Genomic DNA, 25,708 nt, shown 5'->3' with positions numbered 1-25,708 from the left:
AAGATCGGAACGCAGTAACCCCATGGCCCGTGCTTTTACCTGGCTCCAGGCGACCGCCATCGCCGGCGCCATCGCGCTCGTCCCCACCGCCACCGCGGCGATGGCGGCATCGGACGGCGATACCTATCGCGAGATCGACCGGTTCATGGAGGTCTTCAACCAGGTCAAGAAGTCCTATGTCGACAAGGTCGACGACAAGACGCTGATCCGCGGCGCGATCGACGGCATGCTCAACAGCCTGGACCCGCATTCGTCGTACATGGACGCGGTCGATTTTCAGAACATGAAGATTCTGACCGAGGGCAATTATGGCGGCCTGGGCCTGTCGGTCACGATGCAGGACGGCGCGGTCAAGGTCATCGCGCCGCAGGAAGACACGCCGGCCTTCCGCGCCGGGATCAAGGCCGGCGATTACATCACCCATATCGACGGGCAGTTGATCTTCGGCGAGACGCTGGATGAGGCGATTACCGCGATGCGCGGCAAGCCCGGCACCAAGATCGCGCTGACGTTGGTCCGGCCGGGCCGCGACAAGCCGATCGACGTCAGCCTGGTCCGCGAGATCATCGTCCAGAAGCCGGTCAAATGGGAAGTCCGCGACGGCATCGGCTATATCAACATCAACACCTTCTCCGAGAATACCGGTGCCGACGTGCGCTCGGCGATCTCCAGCGTCGACAAGTCGCTGGGGCACAAGCCGCTCGGCTATGTCGTCGACCTGCGCGACAATGGCGGCGGGTTGCTGAGCCAGGCGATCGAAGTGTCGGACGCCTTCCTGTCCTATGGCGAGATCGTCAGCCAGCGCGGACGCGACGCCGCGGACATCGAGCGCTATTACGCCAAGCCGGGCGATCTCGCCAACGGCCTGCCGGTGATCGTGCTGACCAATGCCGGCACCGCGTCGGCATCGGAGATCGTCGCCGGCGCGCTGCAGGATCATCACCGCGCGCTGATCATGGGTGAACGCAGCTTCGGCAAGGGATCGGTCCAGACCCTGCTCCAGCTCGATGAGAATAGCGCGCTCCGCCTGACCACCGCGCGTTATTATACGCCGTCGGGCCGATCGGTGCAGGAAGGCGGCATCCGCCCCGACATTGCGGTGCCGCAGATTTCCGACCCCGATTACAAATCGCGCCCGATCTTCCGCGAGGCCGATCTGCGCAAGCATCTGGTCAACGAGGTCAAGGCCGACAACGCGATCCTGGAAGAGGATACCAAGACCGATCCGCGCTTCGCCGCGACGCCCGATGAGCTGAAGAAGAAGGGCGTGACCGACTTCCAGCTGTGGTACGCGCTGCAGACGATCGGACGGCTGTCCAAGGTGCCGGCGGTGACCACTGCGGCGGCGACGCCGAAGAAGCACTGAGGCAGCGATGACCTCGTTCCAAAAAGCCCGTGCGCTTGCACTGCTGATCCCCGCCGCCCTGCTCGCCGGCGCCTGGGGGTTCCAGTTGATCGGGCATCTTTATCCGTGCGAAATGTGTCATTGGCAGCGCTGGCCGCATTACGCCGCGCTGCCGATCGCCTTGCTGGCGTTCGTGCCGGGCATGCCGCAGCGGCCGCTGGTCGCGCTGGCGGCGATCGCGATCGCGGTCAGCGGCGCGATCGGCGTGGCGCATGCCGGAGTCGAATATCATTGGTGGCAGGGCTTCACGCCGTGCACCTCCACGTTCAGCAGCGGCGGCGACACGCTGAGCGCGATCATGAACGCGCCGGTGGTGCGCTGCGACGCGCCGCAATGGACCTTCGCCGGGATTTCGCTGGCGGGCTTCAACGCGATCGTCTCGCTGGGCGGCGCGCTGATCATCCTGGTCCTGCTGACGCGCCGGAGCCGCGCGGCATGAGCCGCTGGCGCCCCGGTGACCCCAGGCCACGGACCGACTCGATGATCCGAGTCGACCAGGCGGGCGAATATGGCGCCACGCGTATCTATGCCGGTCAGCTGGCGATCATGGGCGACCGCACGCCGGCCGCGCGCGAGATCGCCGGCATGGCGCGGCAGGAGGAACGCCACCGCGCATTCTTCGACAAGATGATCGCCGATCGCGGCGTACGCCCCACCCTGCTCCAGCCATTCTGGACCGTTGCCGGCTTCGCGCTGGGGGCGGCGACCGCGGCGATCGGCCCGGAAGCAGCGATGGCTTGCACCGCAGCGGTCGAAACCGAGATCGACAAACATTATTCAGAGCAGCTTCAGCAACTGGGCGATAGCGATCCCGCATTGTCGGCGGCGATCGCGGAATTCCAGGCCGAGGAGGTCGAGCATCGCGAGACAGCGCTGGCGCACGGCGCGGAATCGGCACCGGCCTATCCGCTGATGTCGGCGCTGATCCGGCTCGGCTGCCGGGTGGCGATCGAAACCGCCAAGCGCTTCTAGGCGTTGGCGGGAGGAGGAGATTAGGATGCGTATCATTGCCCTGGGCCTGCTGGCCGCGACGATCGCCGCGATGCCCGCCACCGCACAGGTGGCCGGTCCCGGCGTACCGCCGCCGCCCAAGCCGACCACGCCCGGCCAGGTGTCGCGCAACGCGCCGGTCAACGGCGTCCTCGTCCTGTACGGCAACGAGCAATGCCCGACCGACCGCGACGGCAATGAGATCGTCGTGTGCACCCGCCGCGACGCCGCCGAACAATATCGCGTTCCCAAGGAATTGCGCAATTTCAAGGTCACGCCCGAGAATCAGAGCTGGGCGCTGCGCGCGCAAGGCACGCTCGACACCGGCGCGTCGGGGATCGGCTCGTGTTCCGCGATCGGCCCGGGCGGCTCGCTCGGCTGCTCGCAACGGCAGTTCAAGGAAACCAAGCAGTTCAACAAGGACCGCAAGGAAGCCGAGGAAGAGGGGAAGTAGGCGCTTAAGCCACTCCAGTGACGGGAGAGCCGGTCAAACCGGCGATTGCCCATTCAATCCGCCAACCCTAGGATTCGCCCGCACAAACCGGGGGATTCATGGCGACGTTATTCATGAAAGCCGACGCGAAGGTCGGCTCGATCGCACCCAATGGCTATGACAAGGCGCTGTCGGGAGCGGCGGGATTGCTGCTCGCCGCGGTGATCGTCGCGCTCGTCCGCGGGCATACCCAATGGCCGCAAGTTCCCGGCATCGTCTGGGCACATCTTTTCACCGTGCTGATCTCGCTCGCGCTGACGCCGTGGATGCTGCTCAGGCCGCGCGGCACGCCGACCCACCGGCTGCTCGGCAAGATCTGGGTGCTGGCGATGGTCGCAACCGCGGCGCTCAGCCTGTTGGTCAGGACGATCAATCCCGGCCATTTCAGCGTCATCCATATCCTGTCGATCTTCGTACTAATCATGGCGCCGCGCGTCTGGCTGACCGCGCGCGTGCATCAGGTGGCGCGGCATCGCGCGACGGTGCGCGGACTGGTGACCGGCGCCTTGCTGATCGCGGGGTTCTTCACCTTGCCCCCGTTCCGGCTGCTCGGCGGCTGGCTGTTCGGATAGGCGATGGCGCGGACCCGGTTGCTGTTGTTCGCATTGGTCTGGCTGTCATGCGTGTGGTTCGGGTCGTGGGCGCTCAATCCCAATAATGCGACGCGCATCTATGCGGGCATGGCGCTGGTCGAGCGCGGCGATGCGCGGATCGACACGTACCAGGCGCTGACGATCGACAAGGCCGAGTTCGGCGGGCATTTCTTCATGGACAAGGCGCCGGGGATGACCCTGTTATCGCTGCCCGCGATGGCGATCGCCGATCATGTCGGGAGCCCGCTCGAGTACGTCCCGCCGACGATCTATGACGCGAATTTCGAACATTACATGACGGTGCGGCTGCGGCTCGCGGTCGCGCTGGTGAGCGCCGTCATCGCCGCACTGGCGGCGCTGGCGATGCACGATCTCGGTCTCCGGCTGACGGGAAGCGCGAACGGCGCGCTGGTCGCTGGCCTGGGCTTCGCGCTGGGCACGCCGGTCTGGGGCTGGTCGACCACGTTGTTCGGACACGCGCCGGTGGCAGGGCTGTTCGTGATCGCGGTGTGGGCCTTGTGGCGCGCGGGCGAGGGCCGAGCAATGCGCTTCGCGGCGATCGGCGGTGCGGCCTTGGGGCTGGCGGTGCTGATCGAGTTCGAGGCGGCGCTGGCGGGATCGGTAATCGCGATCTGGGGCGCGCTGCGGCTGTGGCGCACCGATCGGCGCGCGGTGCTGGCGGCCGCGGGCGCTGGGCTTGTGACGCTGTTGGTGCCGTTCATGACCTACAACATGATCGCGTTCGGCACGCCGTTCCGATTCGGCTATTCGGGCGTGGTCGGCTTCGCCGGGATGGATCAGGGATTGTTCGGTCTGACCAGCCCCAAGCCGATGGTGCTGCTCAAGATCCTGGTCGGCATGCGCCGCGGATTGCTGTGGGTCGCGCCGGTGCTGGTCCCGGCGACGGTCGGATTATGGCTGCTGGGTCGGAAGCATCGCGGGCTGGCGATAATGCTGGCGGCGGCGGCGCTCACCGTCCTGCTGGTCAATTCGGCGTACGTCTATTGGGACGGCGGCCACTCGACCGGCCCGCGCCATTCGGTCCCCGCGATCGGCCTGATCGTGATTGGCCTGGCGCCGTTCTGGACGAGCTTGCGGTTCGCGTGGGGGCGCGCGGCGACGGTCGCGTTGCTACTGGTGTCGGTGGTCATCAACCTGATGATCGCAGCGGCGAACATCACCACACCGGATACCTATCGCTTCCCGCTGGCCGACCCGATTCTAACGGCATGGAAGGCAGGTGCGCTCAGGACGTTGCCGAGCGATTTCCTGGGGTGGAGTCCGATCGCGGGGGTAGGGGCATATCTGACAGTGGCGCTGATGCTCATCTCCGCGTTGCTGGCGCGGCGGCCTACCGGGCGGTCAAATGACTCCCAACGGCAGACGAACCTCGCCGTCGACCGCAAGCGCTGAACAAAGCCCCAATGATATTGATGGGTCATCGCACGTAGCGTCGCAATTCAGGGGGTGGAGACCCCTCAGCAGCGGGCCACTGTCCCCCCTCGCCAATCGGCCGCGCCGGCAATCGGGCGCGGGGTTCCAACGGATCGCCAGATTGCGGTTCCCATTCCACGCGATGCGGCGTCTATCCGTCTGCGATAGGAGCAGGGAACGACGCCGTGAACACACCCGCCGCCGGTTCTTCGGTGAGCCGATCGACCGATCTAAAAACGATCGACGAACTAGTCGCATTACGTGCCGGGTGGGACTTGGCGCGGGCGAGCCAGTTGACCATGGTGCGGTTGCAGCTCGCGCTCCACAAGTCGAACCGTCGCTCCGCGATGCAGGCGCTCGACACCCTGCTCGACATCGAGGCGGAAATGGCGGAGCTCGCGGCCATCCTGGACGACGCCCCCACGCACGCAGTCGGCGATGCGGCGCTGTCCGGCTTCATCGGGCTCCAAAAGGCCGCCATCGCGGTCGAAAAGCATGCTCTGGCGGGCGGCGACTGGCCAGGCGATGCCCGGCCAACCGCCACCCCCGGGCCGGACGATCCGGCCGTCTCCGAACCCGACCATCCCGCAGTCGCCACACCCAATGATCTCGCTGCTTCCGTACACGTCGAACCGATGGTCGCGGTTGCTGTTGCCACGCCCGTCGATCGGCCGATCGCGATCGACCTGCCGACGCTCTATCCCGCCGCGGACGACGACGCGGACGAAGCGGCGGCCGACGACCGGCGCGGTGGCGCGCGCTGGATGGCGGTCCTCACCGCGGCGATCGCGCTCGTCGTCATTGCCGGCCTGGTCGCATGGCAGTGGCCGGCCGTGTCCGTATTGCGATAAGGGTTCGGCGTCAGGATTGATTGCCGACCCGTTGAACGCGCAGCCTCGCCTCCGCGATCTCGAACTTCGCACAAGGACAAACCGCGCTTGGCCTGCTCGCTCGCCCGCGATACACTCCGTCCCGCTGCGTGACTGGCGAAACCGTGGGGCACCACAGGGGAGCGCGGCCTGATATCCTGCCGCTCGCCTGGGCATCCGCGCATCGACAAGGAGTCCGCTCATGGCCAGCATTCCGCCGATCTCCGTTGCCTTCCTGCTGTTCCCCAACGTCACCCAGCTCGATCTGACCGGGCCGGCGCAGGTGCTGTCGCGACTGGGCAATGTGACGCTCGATCTGGTGTGGAAGGATCGCGCACCAGTCACGACCGATGCCGGGTTCGCCATCATGCCGACCGCGACCTTCGCCGAGGTGCCGCGCGCCGACATCCTCTGCGTACCGGGCGGAATGGGCGTGACGGATGTCATCGCCGACGACGCGGCGATGGCTTGGGTCCGTTCGATCGGGGCCGAGGCGCGCTGGGTGACGAGCGTGTGCACCGGATCGCTGATCCTGGGCGCGGCGGGCCTGCTCAACGGGTATCGCGCGGCGACGCATTGGTCGTGGCGCGAGTATCTGGCGATGTTCGGCGCGGAAATGGTGCCCGAGCGGGTGGTGGTCGACCGCAACCGCGTTACCGGTGGCGGGGTGACCGCGGGGATCGACTTCGCGCTGACCCTGATGGCGGAGGTGCGGAGCGCCGAGTTCGCCAAGGCGGTGCAGCTCAGCCTGGAATATGATCCCGCGCCGCCGTTCGATGCGGGATCGCCCGAGAAGGCTGGACCCGAGCTGGTCGCGACCTATCAGCGCCGGGTGGCGCAGCTCGCCCCCGATCGCGAGGAAAAGTTCAGGGCTGCGGCGGCCCGCCTGGGCTTTTCCTGACGCCGCGCAGGCGGTGCCAGAGGTAGAAGGCGACCGCCGCGACCAGCACGAGCGCGATCACCGCATCGGCCGAGTGGAACGCCGCCTTCAGCCGCGGGTCGCTATCCCATGCCTTGCCGAGCTTCATGCCGATCCAGGCGAGCCCGAAGCACCACGGCCACGAGCCGAGGAAGGTATAGACGTGAAACGGCACCAGCCGCATCCGCGCAACGCCGGCCGGAAAGGCGATAAACGAGCGGATCACCGGGAGCAGCCGTCCGATCAGCACCGCGATCGAGCCGTAACGGTCGAAGAAGCGATCGGCGGCGTCGATCTCGCCGGGGCCGACCAGCACGTACTTGCCCCATTTGAGCGCGAGCGGACGGCCGCCGCGCTTGCCGATCTCATAGGCGACGATCGAGCCGAGATTGCAGCCGATCGCGCCTGCGGTGGCGGCGAGATAGAGATCGAACCGCCCGGTCGAGACGAGATAGCCGGCGAACGGCATGATGATTTCGGACGGCAGTGGAATGCACGCGCTCTCGATCGCCATCAGCAGGACGATGCCGAGATAGCCGCCTGACGAGATCACAGCGATGATGATGCCGGCCAGCCAGCCCAGGATTTTCTCGATCATGGGACCGATCGATGCGCAGAATGGCCGGTTGGGGTCAATCGCCGATTTGGACTCGGCTCTCTTCCCCAAATCCGTTCGTGCTGAGCCTGTCGAAGTACGGGCTGGTGGCTCCGTGTGGCGATGCCATCATACCCGCCCTTCGACAGGCTCAGGGCGAACGGTGCTAGGAAAGACAGCGCTGACGATCAGTCAGGGAGCAGCGCGCGTGACCAACTGGGCATGGACTGCGCGCGCATGCCCGAGCACGTCGTCACTCGCGCCCTCGATGGCATGCACAGGCGGCGGTCGGAGGCCGTCGCCCGCGCCGAGCGGCACGGTCGTCGCGGCGGCGATGCGTGCGACCCCGACTACCGGTTCGGCACATAGCGCATCGTAATCGACGAATACTTGCCGCGCCCTCACCTCGCCCGGCTGGTCGAGCAGCAGGCGGTGCACCGCGCTCCAGATCGCCAGCCAATAATCGATCCGGTCGGTCGGCTCGCTGGCAGCGGGCGCGCCGGGGATCAGCGGCGGGCGATGGCTACGGCCGAATTCGTAATGACCGAGCCAGCGCATGTAGCTCGCGCGGAACGGATCGGCGCGGCCGAGATCGACCGCGCGGCGATGCTGGTTGAGCAGCGACGCTGCCTGTTGCAGCGGATCGCGAAACGGATGGATCAGCACCGCATCGGGAAACGCCGCCACGATGCCACCGAGACGCAGCACGTTGGCGTTGTTCTTCGACAGATAGCGCGGGCGATCATAGCGGTGGCGGACCAAGGCGACGAGATCGCGAAAGGAGTTGACGGTGTCGGGCAGCGGATCGTGCGGATGGACGTGGCTGCGCGTGATGTAGCGCGTGCCCTCGGTGCTGCGCCAGAACACTTCCTCGATCGCTTCCGGGCTGTCGAGGTCGTGCGCGATGCCGTCGCCATGGCCGCGTTCCCGCGCCGCCAGGTCGTGCCGCGACCGCTTGCTCATTCGTTGCCAGCTATTGGGCGCGAGCGGGAACGGCATGTCGCGATAGGTAAGCGAGGCGAATTGGCCGCTGTCATGAAGCAAGCGGAGCAGGATCGTGGTACCGGCGCGTGCCAGCCCGGTGACGAACACCGGCGCGCCGCCGTCGCGCGCACGGGCGGCGGCGCCATAACGCGCGCGCTCGAGATCGAACGAGAGATCGAGCACCGCCGGGTTCATCGCCAGGCGGTGGAGCAAGCGGTCAGCGCGACTGTAGCCGACGCCGGCCGAGGCGCCATCGGGCGAGGACATAGATCAGGCTCATGAAAAGGATGAGGAGACGCGCTTGCCAGTCAAAGAAGGCGGCGCGCACGCCGAGCGGCACGGTCCCGTCGACCAGCAGCAACAGGACGACCGGCGCGATCACCAACACCAGGATCGCCCCCGCGGTCAACGACGATGCCATCATGCGCCCGGCCAGGATGCGCGTCGCGCGCTCCTTCAGATGATCCGACACGCCGCGCCGGGCGAGCACGGCGCCCGCGCGGCGGCCGAGCACCGCCAGCGTGGCGAAGCGCGGCACGATACGCAGCCGGCGCGCGAGTTCACCCGCTGCCACGATCGCGGCGAGCAGCAGCGAAATCGGTGCGATCGCCCCGGTCATGCCTTGCTGTCGCGTGGCCGGGGTGGCGTGGCCGGGCGCCGGCGCAGGGCGCGGACCATGCGCTTGACCGGGTACCAGATCAGCGAGACGGTCATCAGGAATACCGAACCGACGATGCCGAGGACGACACCGATCGCGCCGAGCCCGACGCCGGGGCCGCTATAGGCCTGGGCGATCGCCGGGATCATCGTCAGTAGGATCGCGCCGGTCAGCGCGGAGATGCGGTGGAGGGTCATGTGCATTGCTCCCTGGCAGTGGCCGCCTTGACGGCGGAAAGGACCCCGGGATCATTGGGGTCGAGATAGCGGCTCCAGCTCAGCCACAAGCGGCGGCCGGAGGGATCGGCGGAAATGTAACGCCAGCGCAGGCTGCCGTCGGGCGCGATGCGCATCAGCTGGCCGCGCTCGGTCTCCTCGACCATCACGTCGCCGTTCGACAGCGGCGTGGCCCGACCCTGGGTCGCGGTGGTGATACCGCGCACCGCGAAAGTGGCGGCCAGCGGCGAGCTCACCTTGTCGGTCGCCAGATCGTAGATCAACAAGCGGCTATTGCCGTCGACGCGCCGCCCCGCCACGCCCCAACGCACGTGGTTGTCGAACACCATGATGCGATGGTCGTCGAGGATCGAGACGTCATGCTGCGCCGACCACGGCCCCGCGCGCGTCCACAGGATACGGCCGGTCGAAGGGCGATAGAGCGCGATCAGCGACATGTTGCGGAGCGACAGGATGACGTCCCCTCGCTGCCAATAAGGGCCCGAGGTCAGCACCGGTTCGATATCGTTGAGGTGGAACGGATCCTCCTCATAGGGCCGACCGCGCCACAGGCCGCCGAGGTCGTTGCGGTCGAGGATCTCGATCAGCCTTTCGACGCGGATCAGCCGGCCTTTCTCGTCGACCTGCGCCAGCGCCTCGTCGGCGAATTTGGCGCCGACACCGGGAACGTTGGACCGCGTCAGCCGATAGGGAATCCACAACGTGCCGTCGGCGGCGCGCTCGAGCGAATGGTGGAAAATGCCGTCGATCACCCAGCGTGGCCGCCCGCAGCCGTCGATCCGCGACAAAGGCGTATTGTCGTGGATCAGCAGGTCGCCATTGGCGAGCAGCATCGGATGCATCGGTCGCATCCGGTCCGCGCCCTTGTCGCGGTAGAGGTCGACGATCGCCGAATGGAAACGCGACCGCGCATTGATCGCGGCAACGTCGGGCAGCCATTCCTTGACTATCCTCCCGTCGGACAGGCGGATCAGCTGGACCGTCGCGCGGCCGCGTTTGGTGTCATAAGGAGTGATCAGCGCATAGCCCGGATCGACGAACGATCGCGCTGCATTGCGCTGGAAACCGCCGGCGACCTTTTCGTATGGCGGTGTGGCGAATGGCGCGGCGCCTTTCCACCAATCGCCGATCGTGTCGGGTATCTCGGCGATCTGCGCCGCCGCGACGCCCAGCGCGCCATGCTTTTCCGCGCTGCGCGCAAGTGCCGCCACCGCGACGACCAGGACCAGCGATACGTTGAAGACGAGGACGAGCGTCCAGAGTGGAACGCGGCGCGCGAGCAACGGCATATCCCGCCGCTCTGCCGCGGCGCTCTCGTCGCGGGCCATCAGCAACCCGCTCGCTCTGAATTCCGGCCGCCGCCAGCCGTCATATCGTCCCCTTCGTCGCGCTGCGGCCGGGCTAAGCGCGATTTGTCGCATAAGTTTGTCACTGGGACAGGGTCGTTGCCCCTTGTTTGCGCCCGGGTTGCGTTAGGGTTTCGACACCGGGCGCGGCGGTAACGCGCCGGCAATGTTCGCGGTCAACGACCGAGGCGCTTGGCGACAGCCTTGAGGTCGTGGACGAATTTGGCGAATTCCGCGTGCCGCGCGTCCTCGTCGGGCAGCCGAAGCAGGAAACTGGGGTGGACGGTGATCCAGGCCTCGCCGATCTCGGGCAGATCGTGCGGGCGACCGCGTTCGCGGCTGATTGTCATCGTCTTGCCGAACAGAGACCGCGCCGCGGTCGCGCCCAGCGCCACCGTCACGCGCGGCTTCACCAACGCGAGTTCCTGCTCGATCCACCAGCGGCACGCGGTGATCTCCCCGGCATCGGGCTTGGAATGGATACGGCGCTTGCCGCGCTGCTCGAATTTGAAATGCTTGACCGCGTTGCTGACATAGACGCGCGCACGGTCGATCCCCGCCTCCGCCAGCGCGCGGTCGAACACCTGCCCGGCGGGGCCGACGAACGGCTTGCCCGCCAGATCCTCCTGGTCGCCGGGCTGTTCGCCGACGAAGACGAGGTCGGCAACGACCGGCCCTTCGCCGAACACGGTCTGGATCGCATGCTTGTAGAGATCGCAGCGGCGGCAATGCATCGCCTCGTCGCGCAACGCTGCCCAGGCGGCTTCGACATTGTCTCCGGTCTTCGCGCGTGCCGTCGCGACCATTGCCTGCTCCCGTGCCTGCGCCCCCGCGATCAACTCGGGTACCAACGCCGTTTCGGGCATGTTTTTCCAATATTTGCGCGGCATCTCCTTGAGCATCGCACCGACCTTGACCCGCGCCGGATTGAAGATCGACGCATAATAGGTCTTCCACACCGCCTCGACAGGGTCGCCATCGGGCGCGTCGCCCTTCGAGGCGCCCGGGCCCTGGGTCAGCCGCTTGCCGTCCCAATGGATCGAGATGTCCGGCGTCAAGATCGACCAGCGCATTGTCGCGAAGCGATCGACGAAGAAGCCGGCATTGGCGCGGACGATGTGATGCTCGGGCTCGAACCAGGCGATGTATCTCGTCCCGCCATCATCGCGCGCCTCGCGAAAGCGCACGAATGCGCGCATCTTGTGGATGTCGCGGCGGACGGCCTTCGCCATGCCCTCGATCTTGCGGACCAGCGGATCGGCCTGGTCCTCCATCAGCCCGGGTTCGCGGAGCACTCGGTCGAGTAAGGTGTGGAGCAAGGCAAAGCGCTGCCGGTCGGCATGGAGGATCGCCGAGCGCGCAAGGTCGATGAAACCGCGCGGCACCGAGAAGGCGCCGCGCTCGGCGGGGACCACGGGCATCTGCCCAGCGAACAGCTCGCCAAGATCGTCGCCGACCTGCCACACCACCTGATCGGGCGGCACCTGATCGAGCACCAGCCCGCGCACGGCGTCGCGCCAGCCGTCGAAATCGTCCTCCGCCTCCAGCGTGACGATGCGCATCAGCGCACAGCTGCGGTCGTGGTGGTCGCTTTCATGTCCAGGATCCATTCACCCGAACAGCTCCATCTGCTTCGCCTGGGGCGCGACGAGCGGGCGGAGGTCGGCCCGAAGATCAGCCTTGTCGGCGAGCGCGACAGGTTTCCAGTCGCTGGCGATCAGGAACGGACGGACCTTGGCGACCGAGACGGTCAGCCGGCCGATATCGGCGAGCGCGAGCCGCCGCCAACGCCGCGCGGCGAGGATGCGGTCGACCGCGCGCGTGCCGAGCCCCGGCACGCGCAGCAGCGCCTCACGCGGGGCGCGGTTAACGTCGACCGGGAAACGGTCGCGAAACTTGAGCGCCCAGGCAAGCTTGGGATCGATGTCGAGCGGCATCATGCCGGTCGCGTCATCGGCTGCTGCCGCAACCTCGCCGGGGCTGTAGTCGTAGAAGCGCATCAGCCAGTCGGACTGGTAGAGCCGGTGCTCGCGCATCAAGGGCGGGCGCTGCAACGGCAGCACCGCGCTGGCGTCGGGGATCGGCGAGAAGGCCGAATAATAGACGCGGCGCAGGTCGAACTTGCGGTACAGCCCGGCGGCACGCGTCACGATGTCGCGGTCGGTCGCGGCATCGGCGCCGACGATCATCTGGGTCGACTGGCCGGCGGGCGCGAAACGCGGCGCTGACTTGTAGCGTCGGGTGGCGTCGCCGGCATCGACGATGTCGCGCTTGACTCCCGCCATCGCGCCTTCGATCCGCGTCGCGTCCTTTTCGGGCGCAAGCCGCTCGAGCCCGGCGCGGGTCGGCAGCTCGACATTGATCGAGACACGGTCGGCATGGACGCCGGCACGATGGACCAGTTCGGGATCGGCGTCAGGGATCGTCTTCAAATGGATATAGCCGCGGAAATCGTGATCCTCGCGCAGGCATCGCGCGACCTCGACGATCCGCTCCATCGTGTAATTGGACGATCGAATGATGCCCGAGGACAGGAACAGTCCCTCGATATAATTGCGCCGGTAGAAAGCGAGCGTGAGCTGGACGACTTCGTCGGTGGTGAAGCGCGCGCGGCGGACGTTCGAGCTCTTGCGGTTGATGCAATAATGGCAATCGAACACGCAGCTGTTGGTCAGCAGGATCTTGAGCAACGAGATGCAGCGCCCATCGGGCGCATAGGCATGGCAGATGCCCATGCCCTGGTCGGTCGAGCCGATTCCCTTGCCGCCGCGCGAGTCGCGCTTGACCGAGCCGGACGACGCGCACGAGGCATCATATTTGGCGGCATCGGCGAGGATTTCGAGCTTCTGGCGGGTATCGAGCTGGGCCACTCGTTCTCTATATGTTCAAATCGCCCACGAGTCACTGATGTGTATCAGCGGTCTGCCGTCAGGATGAGGGGCCGATGCTCCTGCAGGCGGCACTGCCATTTCGGCAGATGTCGTGGAAATCGATCTGCGGCCGCGGCAGGCTGAACCCGATCTCGCGATTGACGAAGTCGAGCTCCACCCGGCCGAACAGCTTGAGCGAGCTCATCCCGAGGATCAGCGCCGGCTGGTCGCGCAGGCCGAAACGATCGAATGGCGGAACGTCGGCGAAGACCAGCCCGAAATTGTCGAACCGGATGGTATCGATCTTGACGTTGCTGATCGCGACGAAATTGGCGGTGAAGGTGCGCCCGGTCACCGACGTGATCGCCACCGGCCCGTATGATCGTGGCGGTTTCTTCGCCAGCTTGAGCATGGCGGTGTTGCCGACGCTGAGCCAGGATCCGGTATCGATGATCACCGCGATCGGCTGATTGTTGAACCATGCCTTGGTCACGATCAACTGGCCGGTACGCGACTCGGCGCGGATGACGAAATCGCCCGAGGCGTGACGCCGCGCCGGTCGCAGCAGCATCCGCCGCGCGTTGAAGTCGAGCACGACCTTTTGCCCTTGGAGCGCGTCGATGCCGAGCATGCCAGGGGCGCCGATATCGGCCAGCAACAGCTGCGGCGCTTCCATCGCCGGCGTGCCGAGCTTGCCCGCGGTCAGCGACGGTACCTTCACCGTCGCGACCTGCGCGGCGCCGGTAAAGTCGAACAGCTTCACGTCCGTCCCCGGCAACAGCTTGAGATAGCCGGCGAGTTCGCGCGAGACGACCGAGCGCTCAGCCCCGGTATCGATGATGAACGGAAAAGGCCCGTGTGGCCCGATCGTCACCGGCACGGTCATGCGATCGGTTCGCTCGCCGATGGTTAGGACGTCCGGTGCGGGTGTAGTGGCGGCGGTCTCGGGCTTGAGCGAAGGCTGCGACTGTTGCGCGGCAAGGGGCGGTCCGGCCAGTGTACCGATGCCAAGCGCCAGCAGGGGAATGAACCCGCGCATGGCAGGATCATACGCCTGTTTCGGACGTGTACCAAGCGGATAATACGCCCCGAAATCACGCTCAGTCGAGCCGCATTGCCTCCTGCGCCAGGCTCTCCGCTTCCATCAGCAAGGCATCGTCCGCGAGGCCCATCGCGACGTTCTCGCGCCCGATCAGGGTCAGTACCGGCACCGCGAGCGGCGAGATGCGGTCGAGCGTCACGTGCATCATCGTATCGCCGGCGCGGTCGAGCAGGTCGGCAAGACGCCCCACATCGGTCATCCGCGCGCGGGCGTCGGCCCAGGCGGCCTGGAGCAGCAAATGGCCAGGCTCGTATTTCCTCAGCACATCGTAGATCAGGTCGGTCGAAAAAGTGACCTGTTTGCCGGTCTTGCGCTTGCCGGGATGCTGGCGTTCGACCAGCCCGCCGATCACCGCGACCTCGCGAAACGCGCGCTTGAGCAGGTGCGATTGCTGCACCCAGTCGACGAATTCGTGCTCCAGGATGTCGGGCGAGAAGAGCGACGCCGGATCGGTTACCGGATCGAGCGAATAGCAGGCGATGGCATAATCGTTGGCGACGAAGCCGAGCGGCTTCAGCCCCTGCGTCTCCATTCGCCGCGTGATCAGCATGCCGAGCGACTGGTGGGCGTTCCACCCTTCGAAACTATAGGCGACCATGTACTGGCGCCCCTCGCGCGGGAAAGTCTCGACCAGCAATTGCCCCGGCTCGGGCAGCCGCGAGCGATAGGATTGCACTTCCAGCCACTCGCGCACGTCGTCGGGAAAGCGGGCCCACTCCCCGGGCTGTGCGAGGAACCCCCGGACGCGGTCGGCGAGGTTGGTCGATAGCGGCATGCGCGCGCCGCCATAGGTCGGGATCCGCGCCGGCCTGGTCGAGGCGCGGACCAGCACGTCCTCGGTATCGATCCGCAATACTTCGCAACTCATGCCCGCGAAGAAGAAGGTGTCGCCATTCGACAGCGAGGCGGCAAACCCCTCCTCGACCTTGCCGAGCAGGCGGCCATTCTTGAACCGCACGTTGAGCATCGCTGCCTCGACGATGATCCCGGCGTTGAGGCGATGCTGTTGCACGAAGCGCGGGTGGCTGACGCGCCAAGTCCCGTCGGGCTCCTGCGTCAACCGCTTGAAGCGATCATAGGCGCGCAAGGCATAACCGCCGTCGCGGATGAAGCTCAGCACGCGCTCGAACGTCTCGCCATCGAGCGCCGAATATGGCAGCGCGCCTTGCACTTCGCTCAGCATCTCCTCGCTCCGAAACGGAGCGGCACAGGCGCAGGCCATGATGTGCTGCGCGAGGACATCGAGCGCGCCGGCGCGGAACGGTTCGTTGTCGAGCTCGCCTGCCTCGACCGCGTCGAGCGCGGCACGCGATTCGAGATATTCGAAGCGGTTGCCAGGGACCAGGATCGCCTCGCTCGCCTCATCGAGCCGGTGATTGGCGCGGCCGATCCGCTGGAGCAGGCGCGACGATCCCTTGGGCGCGCCCATCTGGATCACGCAATCGACATCGCCCCAATCGACCCCGAGATCGAGGCTGGCGGTGGCGACCAGCGCGCGCAGCTGACCGGCCGCCATCGCGCTTTCGACCTTGCGCCGCGCTTCCTTCGACAGGCTGCCGTGATGCACGCCGATCGGCAGCGACATCAGATTCACTTTCCACAAATCCTGGAAGATCAGCTCGGCCAGGCTGCGCGTGTTGCAGAACACGATCGTGGTGCGCCGCGTCTCGATCTCCGCCATCACCTGTTCGGCGGCATAGCGCCCCGAATGACCCGCCCAGGGAACGCGGCCCTCGGGCAGCAGGATCGAGATGTCGGGATCGGCGCCGGGCTCGCCGAGCACGAGATCGACCATGTCGATATCACCGTCGGGGGCGAGCCAGGCGCGATAGGCATCGGGATCGGCGACGGTCGCCGACAGCGCCACCCGTCGCATGTCGGGGGCGATCCGCTGGAGCCGCGCCATGCACAGCGACAACAAGTCACCGCGCTTGCCGCTGGCAAAGGCATGGACTTCGTCGACCACGATACGCTTCAAACCAGCGAAGATCAGGAAGCTGTCCGGATAGCTCAGCAGCAGCGACAGACTCTCGGGCGTGGTCAGCAGGATTTGCGGCGGGCGCACGCGTTGGCGCGCCTTGCGGTCGCTTGGCGTGTCGCCCGTGCGCGTCTCGACGCGGATGTCGACCCCCATCTCCTCGATCGGGGTGAGCAGGTTGCGCTGAACATCGACCGCGAGCGCCTTGAGCGGCGAGACATAAAGCGTGTGGAGGCCCTCGGCTGGGCTGTCGATCAGATCGGCGAGCGTTGGGAGGAAACCCGCCAACGTCTTGCCCGCGCCGGTCGCCGCGACCAGCAGCGCATGATGCCCCGCGCGCGCGGCCTCGAGCATCTCGAGCTGATGCCGCCGCGGGCGCCAGCCACGCGCGGCGAACCAGTCGGTCAAGGGTTGAGGGAGAGGACTCACCCGACGGATATAGGGTGCGGGCCGCCGATCGCGCTATGGCGCCGGCGGCGCGCCCGCCGGCCGGGTGATCAGCTTCGGCGCCGCTTTGCTTTCGACCGCCAGCCTGGCGCGTTCGCCCTCGGCACGATCCTGGAGCGACAGCCAGACGGTGTCGGCCTGCGTCCCCATCCGCAGCCCCTCGGCATATTTGCCGAGCGGGTTCTGGTAATTGACCACCAGCCCGGCGAACCCGGTCTTGTCGTTGGCGGTGAGCAGCACCGCGTCGCCGCCGGGCCGGTCGAGCGACAGGATCGCACGGCCATTATCCAGGAAGCTGAACCCGCCGCGTTCATTGCCCTTGGCGTCATGGATCAGCAGGCCATAAGCGCTGGCGATGCGCGGGTAGGTCTTGCCGTCGACCAGCACCGGCGGCTCCTCGCCGAGAACCAGACGGTCCGCGCCATCGGGGCCGAGCACGACGATCGACGCAGTCTGCGCGTCCTTGCGCTGGCGGCCCTCGGTTGGCGGCGCCGCGCCGATCAGGATGCGCGGCTTGCCTGAGGCATCGACGATGCGGATCGCCTGAGCGTCGATCGTACCGGGGCTGGCGGGCGCGAGCGCCATCAGCAACGCCGCCGCGCCGCCCAGCCCCATCGCACCCAATATCAGGCGCTGCCACCTGATCGTCCGTTCGAGCCGATCAAGCCGCTGATCGATCGTCGATTCCTGCATCCGTTCCTCCTTATTTGCGGCCAAGATGGAACAGGAACGCCCGCCGCGCCATATTGGCGGCATGGCGAAGCTCGGCGACTGGATCACGCCCCATCCGCAGGGGATTTATGTAGCGCCGGCCGATGTCTGGATCGATCCGTCGGTCCCCAGCCTGCGCGCACTGGTGACGCACGGTCACGCCGACCATGCTCGCGGCGGGCACGAGGCGGTGTGGGCGACGCCGGAAACGCTGGCGATCATGGAGGCGCGCTACGGTCCGCAAGCCGGGCACGCCGTCCAATACGGCGAGCCACGCGACATGGGCGGGGTCGAGGTCGAATTCGTCCCCGCCGGACATGTGCTGGGATCGGCGCAGATCGTGCTCAGATATCGCGGCGAGACGATCGTCGTGTCGGGCGATTACAAGCGCCGCCCCGACCCGACCTGCGCGCGCTTCGTGCCCGTAAAATGCGATGTCTTCGTGACCGAGGCGACGTTCGGCCTGCCCGTCTTCCGTCATCCCGAGACGCATGACGAGATCGACAAATTGCTCGCCGCGTCGCGCGCCAATCCCGATCGCTGCGTATTGGTCGGCGCCTATGCCCTGGGCAAGGCGCAGCGCGTGATCCGCGAGTTGCGCGACATGGGCCATGACGATCCGATCTACATCCATGGCGCCTTGCAGCGATTGTGTGACCTCTATGTCGAACTGGGTGTCGATCTCGGCGAGCTTCGCCCCGCCACCGGAGTCGCCAAGGCCGAATTGCAGGGCCGGATCGTTTTGTGCCCGCCCGGCGCGCTCAACGATCGCTGGTCGCGTCGCCTGCCCGACCCGATCACCGCGATGGCCAGCGGCTGGATGCGCGTCCGCCAGCGCGCGCGGCAGAGATTGGTGGAACTGCCGTTGATCCTGTCGGACCACGCCGATTGGGACGAGTTGACCGAAACGCTGATCGAGATCGCGCCCAAGGAAGTATGGGTGACGCATGGCCGCGAGGATGCGCTGATCCATTGGTGCGAGACGCGGCAGATCAAGGCGCGCGCGCTGGCGCTGGTCGGGTACGAAGACGAGGACGATTGACCGCGCTCCGTATTTTCGAAAAGAGGGTACGGAAAAGGAGAGCGCGATGCGAGCAGTGGTCAAGCGCGGGCAGCGGTTGGAGCTCGACGAGATGGTCGAGCCGACGCCCGACAAGGGGCAAGTGCTGGTGCGCACGCTACGTTGCGGTATCTGCGGGTCGGATCTCCACGCGCTCCACCATATGGACAAGATGGTCGCCGAGCGCGCCGCCGGTACGCCGCGGCCGCTGCCGGATATGGTGATGGGGCATGAATTCTGCGCCGAGATCCTCGATTACGGTCCCGACACCCCGCACCGGCTAAAGCCCGGGACGCGCGTGGTCTCGGTCCCCGTTACTAATTCCGCCAAAGGCTATCACCCCGTCGGCTATTCGCCCTCGGCGCCGGGCGGGTTCGCCGAGCGGATGCTGCTCGACGAGCGCTTGCTGCTCGAAGTGCCCAATGGATTGTCCGACGATCTCGCCGCGCTGACCGAGCCGTTCGCGGTCGGCGCGCATGCGGTCGCCAGGGCAGCGCTCGAACCCGGATCGGCGTCACTGGTGATCGGCTGTGGTCCGGTCGGTCTCGCGATCATCGCCGCGCTCAAGATCGTCGGCAAAGGGCCGGTGATCGCCGCCGATTTCTCGCCGCGTCGCCGCGCCGAGGCCGAGCGGATGGGCGCTGACGTGGTGGTGGACCCGGCAGTCGACGGGCCGCACAAGAAATGGGCGGACTATGGCGTTCCCGCGACCGAGGCGGAGGCGCACATCGCCAGGATGGCGGGCAAGCTGCACGCCCGGCCCATCGTGTTCGAATGCGTCGGCGTGCCCGGCATGGTGCAGCGGATCATCGAGGATTGTCCCCCGGGCGCGCAGATCGTCGTCGCCGGCGTGTGCATGGAGCCCGACAGCTTCCGCCCGTCGATGGCGATCACCAAACAGCTCAACCTGGAATTCGTCTATGGCTATACGCCCGACGAGTTCGCCGCGACATTGCGTGAGATCGCCGAGGGGACGGTCGATGTCGGGCGGATCATCACCGGGACGGTCGATCTGGGCGGCGTGGCACAAGCGTTCACCGACCTCGGCGATCCCGAGAACCACGTGAAGATCATGGTCGATCCGACCATCGGCTGATAGAAACCCGACTCCGATTTCAGGCGTTGGCCTGCGAGAAGGAGAGGATCATGGCCGACGCCGATGTGAAGCTGCTCGCCCCTGCTGCCGAGCTCGCCGAGAAGGCGCATCACCCCTATCCAGGCGAAAGCGCCGATTACGCCGAGGCGCGCAAGAAGCTGCTCGCCGAGGAAATCGAACTGCGGCGGCATCTTGAACGCGTCGCCGCGCAACGCCGCGCGCTCCCACCCGGACCGGTGGTCGCGAAGGACTATCGCTTCCGGGGCAAGGACGGCGAGGTCGCACTCGCGGACCTGTTCGAAGGGCATGACGCCCTCGTCACCTATTGCTGGATGTTCGGTCCCGAGCGCGCGCGACCCTGCCCGATGTGCACGCAATTTCTCGGGGCGCTGGCGGCCAACGCGCTCGACTTGCGCCAGAAGGTCGCGCTGGCGGTGATCGCACGGTCGCCGGTCGAACGGCTGTACGATTTCGCCAAGGAACGCGGCTGGCGCGGGCTGCCGCTCTACAGCGATGTGAGCGAGGCATTCGGCCGCGATCACAACGCCTGGCACGATGATGGCGACTGGCCGTCCTATGACGTGTTCACCAGAGATGCCGACGGCACCATCCGCCATTTCTGGGGATCGGAATTGGGTGGGACGCAGGATCCCGGTCAGGATCCCCGCGGCGCGCCCGAAATGTCGCCGCTATGGAACGTGCTCGACACGATTCCCGCCGGGCGCGGCACCGACTGGTATCCGAGCGTGGATTATTCCTGATCCGGCGCCTTTTGCGCGCTATAGGTAGTGATCTTCTCGCTCGACGCGGCGTGCTCGCGGACCGCGTTCATCAGGTCGGCGATTCCAGGCGTGACGAAATGCTCCTGCAGCGCAGGCAGGTCGCGCCATTCCTCGAAAAAGACCAGCCGCAGCGGGTTTTCGGCATCGATATGGACCGCATGGCTGATGCAGCCGTCCTCGGTCCGGGAGCGGCGGACGTGCGCGAGACAGGCATCGCGCAGCGGCTCGAACTGCCCCTCCTTCGCGGTGACGCTGCCGGTGACGATGATCATGACGCCCTCTCCCTTGGGTGGAAGGCTAACGCATTTTCAAGGTTGCGGAAACTATCGAAAGTACTGGAAAACAAAGATAACAAAAGAATATATCGCGCTTGCTGGCTCCGGCGTTCCTTTAATCATGCCGGGCTTGTCCCCGCATCCGCCGGCTCGGAATTTGATAATGGATGCTCGCTCAGAAAGCGCCTCACGCGCCGGGTGCCCCCGTCAGGCCGCCACCATCTCCGAATCGTGCGCGAACAGCCATTGCTCGGCCTCGGCGCGATTTTCGAAGCATTTCGCGGTGCGGCCGTTGAGCGCGCGCATCAATTGGCTGCGCGCCAGTGTCCGGTCGACGATGAAAGCAAGCTTGCGCGATCGATAGGCCGGATCGGCGAGCAGGTCCTGGAACGCGGCGACGACGTCCTGCGCCTGCACCTTCATCGCCCTCACGTCATTGAGCGTGACATGCTCGTTGGGACCGCAGGTCAGGCGGGCATGTTCCGCCGCGCGCGCGGTGCGAAATGCCTGGATATCGTCGGGGTTGAAGAAGCCGGACATGGTGATGCGAATCAAATCGCGTGAGGGCTCGGCCCGAACGGTGAACTGTGCAGTCATGCCGTTGGGTTACGGCGAATGTTTTGCCGAACGGTAAAAGACCAGAAACTAGAGTCGTTTTTCAGCTTGGCCGAAACCGAGACTAGGGGTCGTGGACAAAGGGTCCACAGTTTGATTGAAGCGAGGGCGACGAAGCCGAGGTATGATTCCTTGGTTTTGTCGTATCGGGTGGCGATGCGCCGTCAGTTTTTGAGTTTGCTGAACAACCGCTCGACGAGATTACGCCAGCGGTATTTCGCGCGATCGTGCGGGATGCGTGTGCGGCGATTGCTCTTGGTGGGGATGACCTCTTCGACGCCGGCTGCGGCGAGCTCTGCGCGGATCGCGTCTGCGTCGTAGCCCTTGTCGGCGAGCAGCACCTCAATCCGGATTGCGCACCTGAGCGCGCCATCCACACCATGCCCTTGAAATAGAGCCGGTTGTCGCCCGCAGGCCGACTTCCCCGGCCATGCTCGGTTGGCAGCAACGGCCCGATAAGCGCCCACTCTTCGTCCGATACCCCGCCCCGCCGATCGAAAACCAATGGCCTTCAGGACAGTCCCTGCTCATAAAATACGCCCTTGTTGAAGCATGCTCACCACGAAGACCATATTTGGGGCACCAATGGCCCACCTTAAAACAGCGCGATATTCAGCCCGAAGCAGGTAGCCATGAGAACCTATGCAACACGCATTGAAGGTACGTTGAATGCCGACGTCATTCAGGGCACGAACCTCAACGACCTGATCCTCGCCAAGGGGGGCGATGACCAGGTCCATGGCGGTGACGGCGACGACGACATTTATGGCGGCGACGGCCATGACTATCTGATCGGCGGGCCCGGCGCCGACTATCTCTTTGGCGAGAATGGCAATGACCGGCTTGACGGCGGCGTGGGCAACGACCGGCTGATCGGCGCGGACGGCAACGACATCCTGTCCGGCGGCGACAATGACGATTATCTCGACGGCGGAATCGGCCATGACCAGATCCTCGGCGATGCCGGCAACGACACCATCTATGCCGGGGACGGCCGCGACTATATCGATGGCGGGTACGGTGATGACATCATCTATGCTGGCGCCGGCGATGACGGGTTCCTCAACGAGATCAATCCGGCGACGGGCCTGCTGACCACCGAGGCAGTGGCCGGCGGCGCCGGCAATGACTGGATCTATGGCGAGGGTGGCAACGACAAGCTGAAGGGCCAGTCGGGCAACGACCATGTCTATGGCGGCGACGGCAATGACCGGGTCGACGGCGGCGACGGCGACAACTGGCTCGAGGGCGGCACCGGCGACGACATCCTCTCCACCGAAAATGGGGTCGACGTCCTGCTTGGTGGCGATGGTCGCGACACGATGGAGGCCGGCGCGGGCAACGATTATATGGAAGGCGGCGCCGACGCCGACAGGATGAGCGGCGAGGCCGGCAACGACCAGATGTTCGGCGATGGCGGCGACGATTACATGCTGGGCGGCGATGGCGCCGATCGGATCCATGGCGGCCTGGGCTTCGACAAATTGTTCGGCGAACTGGGCGCCGACCGGCTCTGGGGCGATAGCGGTGCCGACTGGTTCGTGTTCAAGGGCGCCGGTGCGCTCGATGGCGGCGACCGGATCGAGGATTATCAGGACGGGGTCGACAAGATCGTGCTGGAGAAGCTGGGCATTACCGCTTTCAAGAGCGGGGGGAGTGCGGGCAGCGTCTTCGCCCATGATCTGGCGAACGGCGATGTCAGCGTGGATGTCGTCACGTCAGCGGGCGTGGCGTTCAGCATCCAGCTGACCGATGCATATGGTACGCTGCATGCGGCCGATTTCTCGACGGCGGATTTCCTCTTTCTGTGACCGAATTGCGGTGACAGTTTACTAGCCGACTCCCTCCAGCGCTTTTTGCCGCCGACGCTGCACCGAGCTGCCGATTCCCATCGCCTCGCGATATTTGGCGACGGTGCGCCGCGCGATGTCGAAGCCCTTGGCATTGAGCATGTCGACCAATGTGTCGTCGGACAGGATCGCCTTCGGACTCTCCGCCGCGATGAGTGCGCGGATCGCCGACTTGACCGCCTGGGCCGACACCGCGTCGCCGCCATCCGCCGCCTGGATCGCCGAGGTGAAGAAATATTTGAGCTCGTAGAGGCCGCGCGCGCAGCTGAGATATTTGTTCGAGGTCACCCGGCTGACGGTCGATTCGTGCATCTCGATCGCGTCGGCGACCTGTTTCAGCGTCATCGGCTTCAAATGCGCGACGCCGTGGAGGAAGAACGCTTCCTGCTGCTTCACGATCTCGCTCGCCACCTTGATGATCGTGCGCTGACGCTGGTCGAGCGCCTTTACCAGCCAATTGGCGCTGGCGAGCATTTCGCTGAGCCATGCCTTCGACGCGCGGTCCTGCGGGCCAGTGGACAATTCGACATAATAAGAGCGATTGACCAGCACCTTGGGCAGCGTCGCCGCGTTGATCTCGATCGCCCAGCCTTGTTTGGCGCGCGCGACATAGAGATCGGGGACGACCGCCTGCATCGGTTCCCCGCCGAAGCGGCAGCCGGGCTTGGGGTCGTAATTGCGCAGTTCGCGGATCATGTCGGCGAGGTCTTCGTCGTCGACGTCGCAGATCCGCCGCAGCCGCGACATCTCGCCGCGCGCGACGAGGTCGAGATTGTCGATCAGCCGCGCCATGCAGGGATCGTAACGATCGGCTTCCTTGGCCTGGAGCGCCAGGCATTCGGCAAGGTCGCGCGCGCCGACCCCGGTGGGATCGAATGTCTGGATCACCTTGAGCACGTCCTCGACATGCACGAGGGGGACGCCGAGCCGGTTGGCGACATCGAGCAGCGGCGTGGTCAGGTAGCCGGCGTCGTCGATCAGGTCGATCAGATGCTGTGCGACGAACATGTCGGCGCCCGACAGCACTTCGCCAGCCTGGGTCAGCAGGTGATCGGCAAGCGTCAGGCTGGTGTCGGCAAAGGCATCGAGATCAGGACCATCCTCGCTCGCCCCGCCCGACGCGCCGCCGTTCATCCCGAGCGAACCGTCCATCCCGGCCTGGTCCGACGGCGAATCGTGATGGAAGCTCTCGGTCGCGAAATCGACGTCGAGCGAGGCTTCGCCGCCGCTTTCGCCGTTCAACAAGGCATCGGCGCTGGCGGGCTCGTCGCCCATCGCGACCGGCGCCTCACGCTCGACGATCGGACCGTCGTCGTCGCTGCCGGCGCTCGAACTGTCGAGCAACGGATTGCGCTCGATCTCCTCGGCGATGAAGGTTTCGACTTCGAGATTGGACAGCGCGAGCAGGCGAATGGCCTGCTGCAGCTGCGGCGTCATCACCAGCGATTGCGACTGCCGAAGGTCGAGGCGCGGTGCCAAGCTCATAAGCGGGTCAGAGCGTGAAGCTCTCTCCCAAATAGAGGCGACGGACATTCTCGTCGGCGACGAGTTCCTCCGGCGAGCCCGCGAACAGCACGCGGCCGTCATAGATGATGTAGCCGCGATCGACGATGTCGAGCGTCTCCCGGACATTATGGTCAGTGATCAGCACGCCGATGCCGCGCTTCTTCAGTTCGACGATCAGGTCGCGGATGTCGGAGATCGACAAGGGGTCGATGCCGGCGAACGGCTCGTCGAGCAGCATGATCGAGGGATTGGCGGCGAGCGCCCGGGCGATCTCCGCGCGGCGACGCTCGCCGCCCGACAATGCCATGGCCGGCGCGTCGCGCAGCCGGGTCAGGCCGAATTCGTCGAGCAACTGGTCGAGCCGGCGTTCGCGCGCCGCCTTGTCGGGCTCGGAGAGCTCGAGCACCGTCAGGATATTCTTTTCGACCGACAGGCCGCGGAAGATCGAGGTTTCCTGCGGCAGATAGCCCAGGCCGAGGATCGCGCGACGGTACATCGGCAATCCGGTGATATCGTCGCCATCGAGCATGATGCGGCCCGAATCGGGCTTCACCAACCCCATCACCGAATAGAAGCAGGTGGTCTTGCCGGCACCATTGGGGCCCAACAGGCCGATGACCTCGCCCGGTCCGACCGACAGCGACACGTCGGTCAGGACGACGCGCTTGTCATAGGACTTGGCGATCGACACGACCGACAGGCCGCGCATCACCGGGGCTTCGGCGATCGGCGCGATCTCTTCCAGGGTAACGGTGTCGTTCATATCGGCTCCCTGAGTGCCCGCCTCTTGGTTACTGAATGGTTATCAAGCGAGCAATTGGCAAGCTTCGTGCATGTCGCACCTTCGCGCCATGCACCGGCGCTTTGCAGCGGGCAAGCTTGTGCGCGGCGGAT

Annotated in this window: 27 protein-coding genes, 1 pseudogene and 1 riboswitch; of the genes and pseudogenes, 12 read left to right on the top strand and 16 right to left on the bottom strand. The window is 65.9% G+C overall.

The annotated features are described in order from the left end of the window. Nucleotides 1-22: 22 nt before the first annotated feature. The 8 genes from SMA01S_RS10665 (at nucleotide 23) to SMA01S_RS10630 (ending at nucleotide 6,685) form a co-directional block, all read left to right on the top strand. Nucleotides 23-1,366: a S41 family peptidase gene (locus SMA01S_RS10665; protein WP_066821359.1), complete on the top strand. Its 1,344-nt coding sequence runs from the start codon at nucleotides 23-25 to the stop codon at nucleotides 1,364-1,366. Between the two features lie 7 nt (nucleotides 1,367-1,373). Beyond that, nucleotides 1,374-1,844, top strand: coding sequence for a disulfide bond formation protein B (locus tag SMA01S_RS10660; RefSeq protein WP_066821357.1), 471 nt, complete (start codon nucleotides 1,374-1,376; stop codon nucleotides 1,842-1,844). After that, on the top strand, nucleotides 1,841-2,377 hold the full coding sequence (locus SMA01S_RS10655) for a demethoxyubiquinone hydroxylase family protein (RefSeq protein ID WP_066821351.1): 537 nt from the start codon (nucleotides 1,841-1,843) through the stop codon (nucleotides 2,375-2,377). The genes SMA01S_RS10660 and SMA01S_RS10655 overlap by 4 nt, the downstream gene beginning before the upstream one ends. Before the next feature lie 25 nt (nucleotides 2,378-2,402). After that, a complete protein-coding gene (locus tag SMA01S_RS10650; protein ID WP_066821348.1) occupies nucleotides 2,403-2,849 on the top strand; it encodes a hypothetical protein in 447 nt (148 codons plus the stop codon). A 98-nt stretch (nucleotides 2,850-2,947) separates the two neighbouring features. Beyond that, nucleotides 2,948-3,460, top strand: a complete 513-nt coding sequence (locus tag SMA01S_RS10645) for a DUF2306 domain-containing protein (RefSeq protein ID WP_066821346.1) — start codon at nucleotides 2,948-2,950, stop codon at nucleotides 3,458-3,460. Between the two features lie 3 nt (nucleotides 3,461-3,463). Next, nucleotides 3,464-4,894: a hypothetical protein gene (locus tag SMA01S_RS10640; protein WP_066821344.1), complete on the top strand. Its 1,431-nt coding sequence runs from the start codon at nucleotides 3,464-3,466 to the stop codon at nucleotides 4,892-4,894. 320 nt (nucleotides 4,895-5,214) lie between these two features. Further along, nucleotides 5,215-5,766: a hypothetical protein gene (locus SMA01S_RS10635; protein WP_218016871.1), complete on the top strand. Its 552-nt coding sequence runs from the start codon at nucleotides 5,215-5,217 to the stop codon at nucleotides 5,764-5,766. 118 nt (nucleotides 5,767-5,884) lie between these two features. Beyond that, nucleotides 5,885-5,966, top strand: a riboswitch (ZMP/ZTP riboswitch). 20 nt (nucleotides 5,967-5,986) lie between these two features. Further along, nucleotides 5,987-6,685 carry a DJ-1/PfpI family protein gene (locus tag SMA01S_RS10630; RefSeq protein ID WP_066821338.1) on the top strand — a complete coding sequence of 233 codons (699 nt, stop codon included), beginning with the start codon at nucleotides 5,987-5,989 and terminating at the stop codon, nucleotides 6,683-6,685. Here SMA01S_RS10630 and SMA01S_RS10625 read toward each other — a convergent pair. The 10 genes from SMA01S_RS10625 to SMA01S_RS10580 all read right to left on the bottom strand — a co-directional run bounded on the left by SMA01S_RS10625 (nucleotide 6,651) and on the right by SMA01S_RS10580 (nucleotide 17,612). Then, nucleotides 6,651-7,301 carry a DedA family protein gene (locus SMA01S_RS10625; protein WP_066821335.1) on the bottom strand — a complete coding sequence of 217 codons (651 nt, stop codon included), beginning with the start codon at nucleotides 7,299-7,301 and terminating at the stop codon, nucleotides 6,651-6,653. The two genes, SMA01S_RS10630 and SMA01S_RS10625, sit on opposite strands and share 35 nt — an antisense overlap. 189 nt (nucleotides 7,302-7,490) lie before the next feature. After that, on the bottom strand, nucleotides 7,491-8,549 hold the full coding sequence (locus SMA01S_RS10620; RefSeq protein ID WP_066821332.1) for a sulfotransferase: 1,059 nt from the start codon (nucleotides 8,547-8,549) through the stop codon (nucleotides 7,491-7,493). After that, the gene (locus SMA01S_RS10615) at nucleotides 8,500-8,901 is read right to left on the bottom strand and encodes a hypothetical protein (RefSeq protein WP_066821329.1); all 402 of its coding nucleotides are present in this window, start codon (nucleotides 8,899-8,901) and stop codon (nucleotides 8,500-8,502) included. Before SMA01S_RS10615 ends, SMA01S_RS10620 begins: the two co-directional genes overlap by 50 nt. Beyond that, nucleotides 8,898-9,137: a hypothetical protein gene (locus SMA01S_RS10610; RefSeq protein WP_218016870.1), complete on the bottom strand. Its 240-nt coding sequence runs from the start codon at nucleotides 9,135-9,137 to the stop codon at nucleotides 8,898-8,900. Before SMA01S_RS10610 ends, SMA01S_RS10615 begins: the two co-directional genes overlap by 4 nt. Next, nucleotides 9,134-10,504 (bottom strand): arylsulfotransferase family protein, encoded by a 1,371-nt coding sequence (locus SMA01S_RS10605; protein WP_066821324.1) that lies wholly within the window; start codon nucleotides 10,502-10,504, stop codon nucleotides 9,134-9,136. The genes SMA01S_RS10610 and SMA01S_RS10605 overlap by 4 nt, the downstream gene beginning before the upstream one ends. Before the next feature lie 194 nt (nucleotides 10,505-10,698). Continuing rightward, complete coding sequence (locus SMA01S_RS10600; protein ID WP_066821406.1) at nucleotides 10,699-12,084, bottom strand: UdgX family uracil-DNA binding protein; 1,386 nt, start codon at nucleotides 12,082-12,084, stop codon at nucleotides 10,699-10,701. Between the two features lie 48 nt (nucleotides 12,085-12,132). Next, a complete protein-coding gene (locus tag SMA01S_RS10595) occupies nucleotides 12,133-13,392 on the bottom strand; it encodes a putative DNA modification/repair radical SAM protein (RefSeq protein WP_066821322.1) in 1,260 nt (419 codons plus the stop codon). A gap of 58 nt (nucleotides 13,393-13,450) precedes the next feature. Further along, nucleotides 13,451-14,431: a retroviral-like aspartic protease family protein gene (locus tag SMA01S_RS10590; protein WP_066821319.1), complete on the bottom strand. Its 981-nt coding sequence runs from the start codon at nucleotides 14,429-14,431 to the stop codon at nucleotides 13,451-13,453. A 61-nt stretch (nucleotides 14,432-14,492) separates the two neighbouring features. After that, nucleotides 14,493-16,901 carry a ligase-associated DNA damage response DEXH box helicase gene (locus SMA01S_RS10585; RefSeq protein ID WP_084250230.1) on the bottom strand — a complete coding sequence of 803 codons (2,409 nt, stop codon included), beginning with the start codon at nucleotides 16,899-16,901 and terminating at the stop codon, nucleotides 14,493-14,495. Nucleotides 16,902-16,934: 33 nt separating this feature from the next. Next, nucleotides 16,935-17,612 (bottom strand): hypothetical protein, encoded by a 678-nt coding sequence (locus SMA01S_RS10580; protein ID WP_066821317.1) that lies wholly within the window; start codon nucleotides 17,610-17,612, stop codon nucleotides 16,935-16,937. A 61-nt stretch (nucleotides 17,613-17,673) separates the two neighbouring features. On the opposite strand from SMA01S_RS10580, the gene SMA01S_RS10575 reads away from it, so the two are divergent. The 3 genes from SMA01S_RS10575 to SMA01S_RS10565 are packed head-to-tail and all read left to right on the top strand — an operon-like array spanning nucleotide 17,674 to nucleotide 20,547. Then, nucleotides 17,674-18,672 carry a ligase-associated DNA damage response exonuclease gene (locus tag SMA01S_RS10575; protein WP_066821400.1) on the top strand — a complete coding sequence of 333 codons (999 nt, stop codon included), beginning with the start codon at nucleotides 17,674-17,676 and terminating at the stop codon, nucleotides 18,670-18,672. A 46-nt stretch (nucleotides 18,673-18,718) separates the two neighbouring features. Then, on the top strand, nucleotides 18,719-19,786 hold the full coding sequence (locus tag SMA01S_RS10570) for a zinc-binding dehydrogenase (RefSeq protein ID WP_066821315.1): 1,068 nt from the start codon (nucleotides 18,719-18,721) through the stop codon (nucleotides 19,784-19,786). A gap of 50 nt (nucleotides 19,787-19,836) precedes the next feature. Then, nucleotides 19,837-20,547, top strand: coding sequence for a DUF899 family protein (locus SMA01S_RS10565; RefSeq protein WP_066821313.1), 711 nt, complete (start codon nucleotides 19,837-19,839; stop codon nucleotides 20,545-20,547). Here the strand turns inward: SMA01S_RS10565 and SMA01S_RS10560 are convergent. The 4 genes and pseudogenes from SMA01S_RS10560 to SMA01S_RS25440 form a co-directional block, all read right to left on the bottom strand. Continuing rightward, nucleotides 20,538-20,840 carry a putative quinol monooxygenase gene (locus SMA01S_RS10560; RefSeq protein WP_066821310.1) on the bottom strand — a complete coding sequence of 101 codons (303 nt, stop codon included), beginning with the start codon at nucleotides 20,838-20,840 and terminating at the stop codon, nucleotides 20,538-20,540. The two genes, SMA01S_RS10565 and SMA01S_RS10560, sit on opposite strands and share 10 nt — an antisense overlap. 210 nt (nucleotides 20,841-21,050) lie before the next feature. Continuing rightward, nucleotides 21,051-21,440 carry an STAS/SEC14 domain-containing protein gene (locus SMA01S_RS10555; RefSeq protein WP_066821308.1) on the bottom strand — a complete coding sequence of 130 codons (390 nt, stop codon included), beginning with the start codon at nucleotides 21,438-21,440 and terminating at the stop codon, nucleotides 21,051-21,053. 182 nt (nucleotides 21,441-21,622) lie between these two features. Next, complete coding sequence (locus tag SMA01S_RS25135; protein ID WP_245649231.1) at nucleotides 21,623-21,799, bottom strand: hypothetical protein; 177 nt, start codon at nucleotides 21,797-21,799, stop codon at nucleotides 21,623-21,625. Nucleotides 21,800-21,822: 23 nt separating this feature from the next. After that, nucleotides 21,823-21,963: pseudogene (locus tag SMA01S_RS25440) on the bottom strand (IS5-like element ISMt1 family transposase); the annotation flags it as partial. Between the two features lie 127 nt (nucleotides 21,964-22,090). Between SMA01S_RS25440 and SMA01S_RS10545 the strand changes: the two are divergent. Continuing rightward, the gene (locus SMA01S_RS10545) at nucleotides 22,091-23,269 is read left to right on the top strand and encodes a calcium-binding protein (RefSeq protein ID WP_066821302.1); all 1,179 of its coding nucleotides are present in this window, start codon (nucleotides 22,091-22,093) and stop codon (nucleotides 23,267-23,269) included. Nucleotides 23,270-23,290: 21 nt separating this feature from the next. Here SMA01S_RS10545 and rpoN read toward each other — a convergent pair whose 3' ends face one another. Next, nucleotides 23,291-24,793 carry an RNA polymerase factor sigma-54 gene (gene rpoN, locus SMA01S_RS10540; RefSeq protein WP_066821299.1) on the bottom strand — a complete coding sequence of 501 codons (1,503 nt, stop codon included), beginning with the start codon at nucleotides 24,791-24,793 and terminating at the stop codon, nucleotides 23,291-23,293. A 7-nt stretch (nucleotides 24,794-24,800) separates the two neighbouring features. Continuing rightward, nucleotides 24,801-25,577, bottom strand: a complete 777-nt coding sequence (gene lptB, locus SMA01S_RS10535) for an LPS export ABC transporter ATP-binding protein (protein ID WP_066821296.1) — start codon at nucleotides 25,575-25,577, stop codon at nucleotides 24,801-24,803. Nucleotides 25,578-25,708 lie beyond the last annotated feature (131 nt).

Origin of the sequence: Sphingomonas mali NBRC 15500 (genome assembly GCF_001598415.1) — a bacterium.
GTDB classification, from domain to species: Bacteria; Pseudomonadota; Alphaproteobacteria; order Sphingomonadales; family Sphingomonadaceae; genus Sphingomonas; species Sphingomonas mali.
The sequence above is the reverse complement of the archived record's forward strand: the minus strand, read 5'-3'. Positions and strand labels throughout refer to the sequence as shown.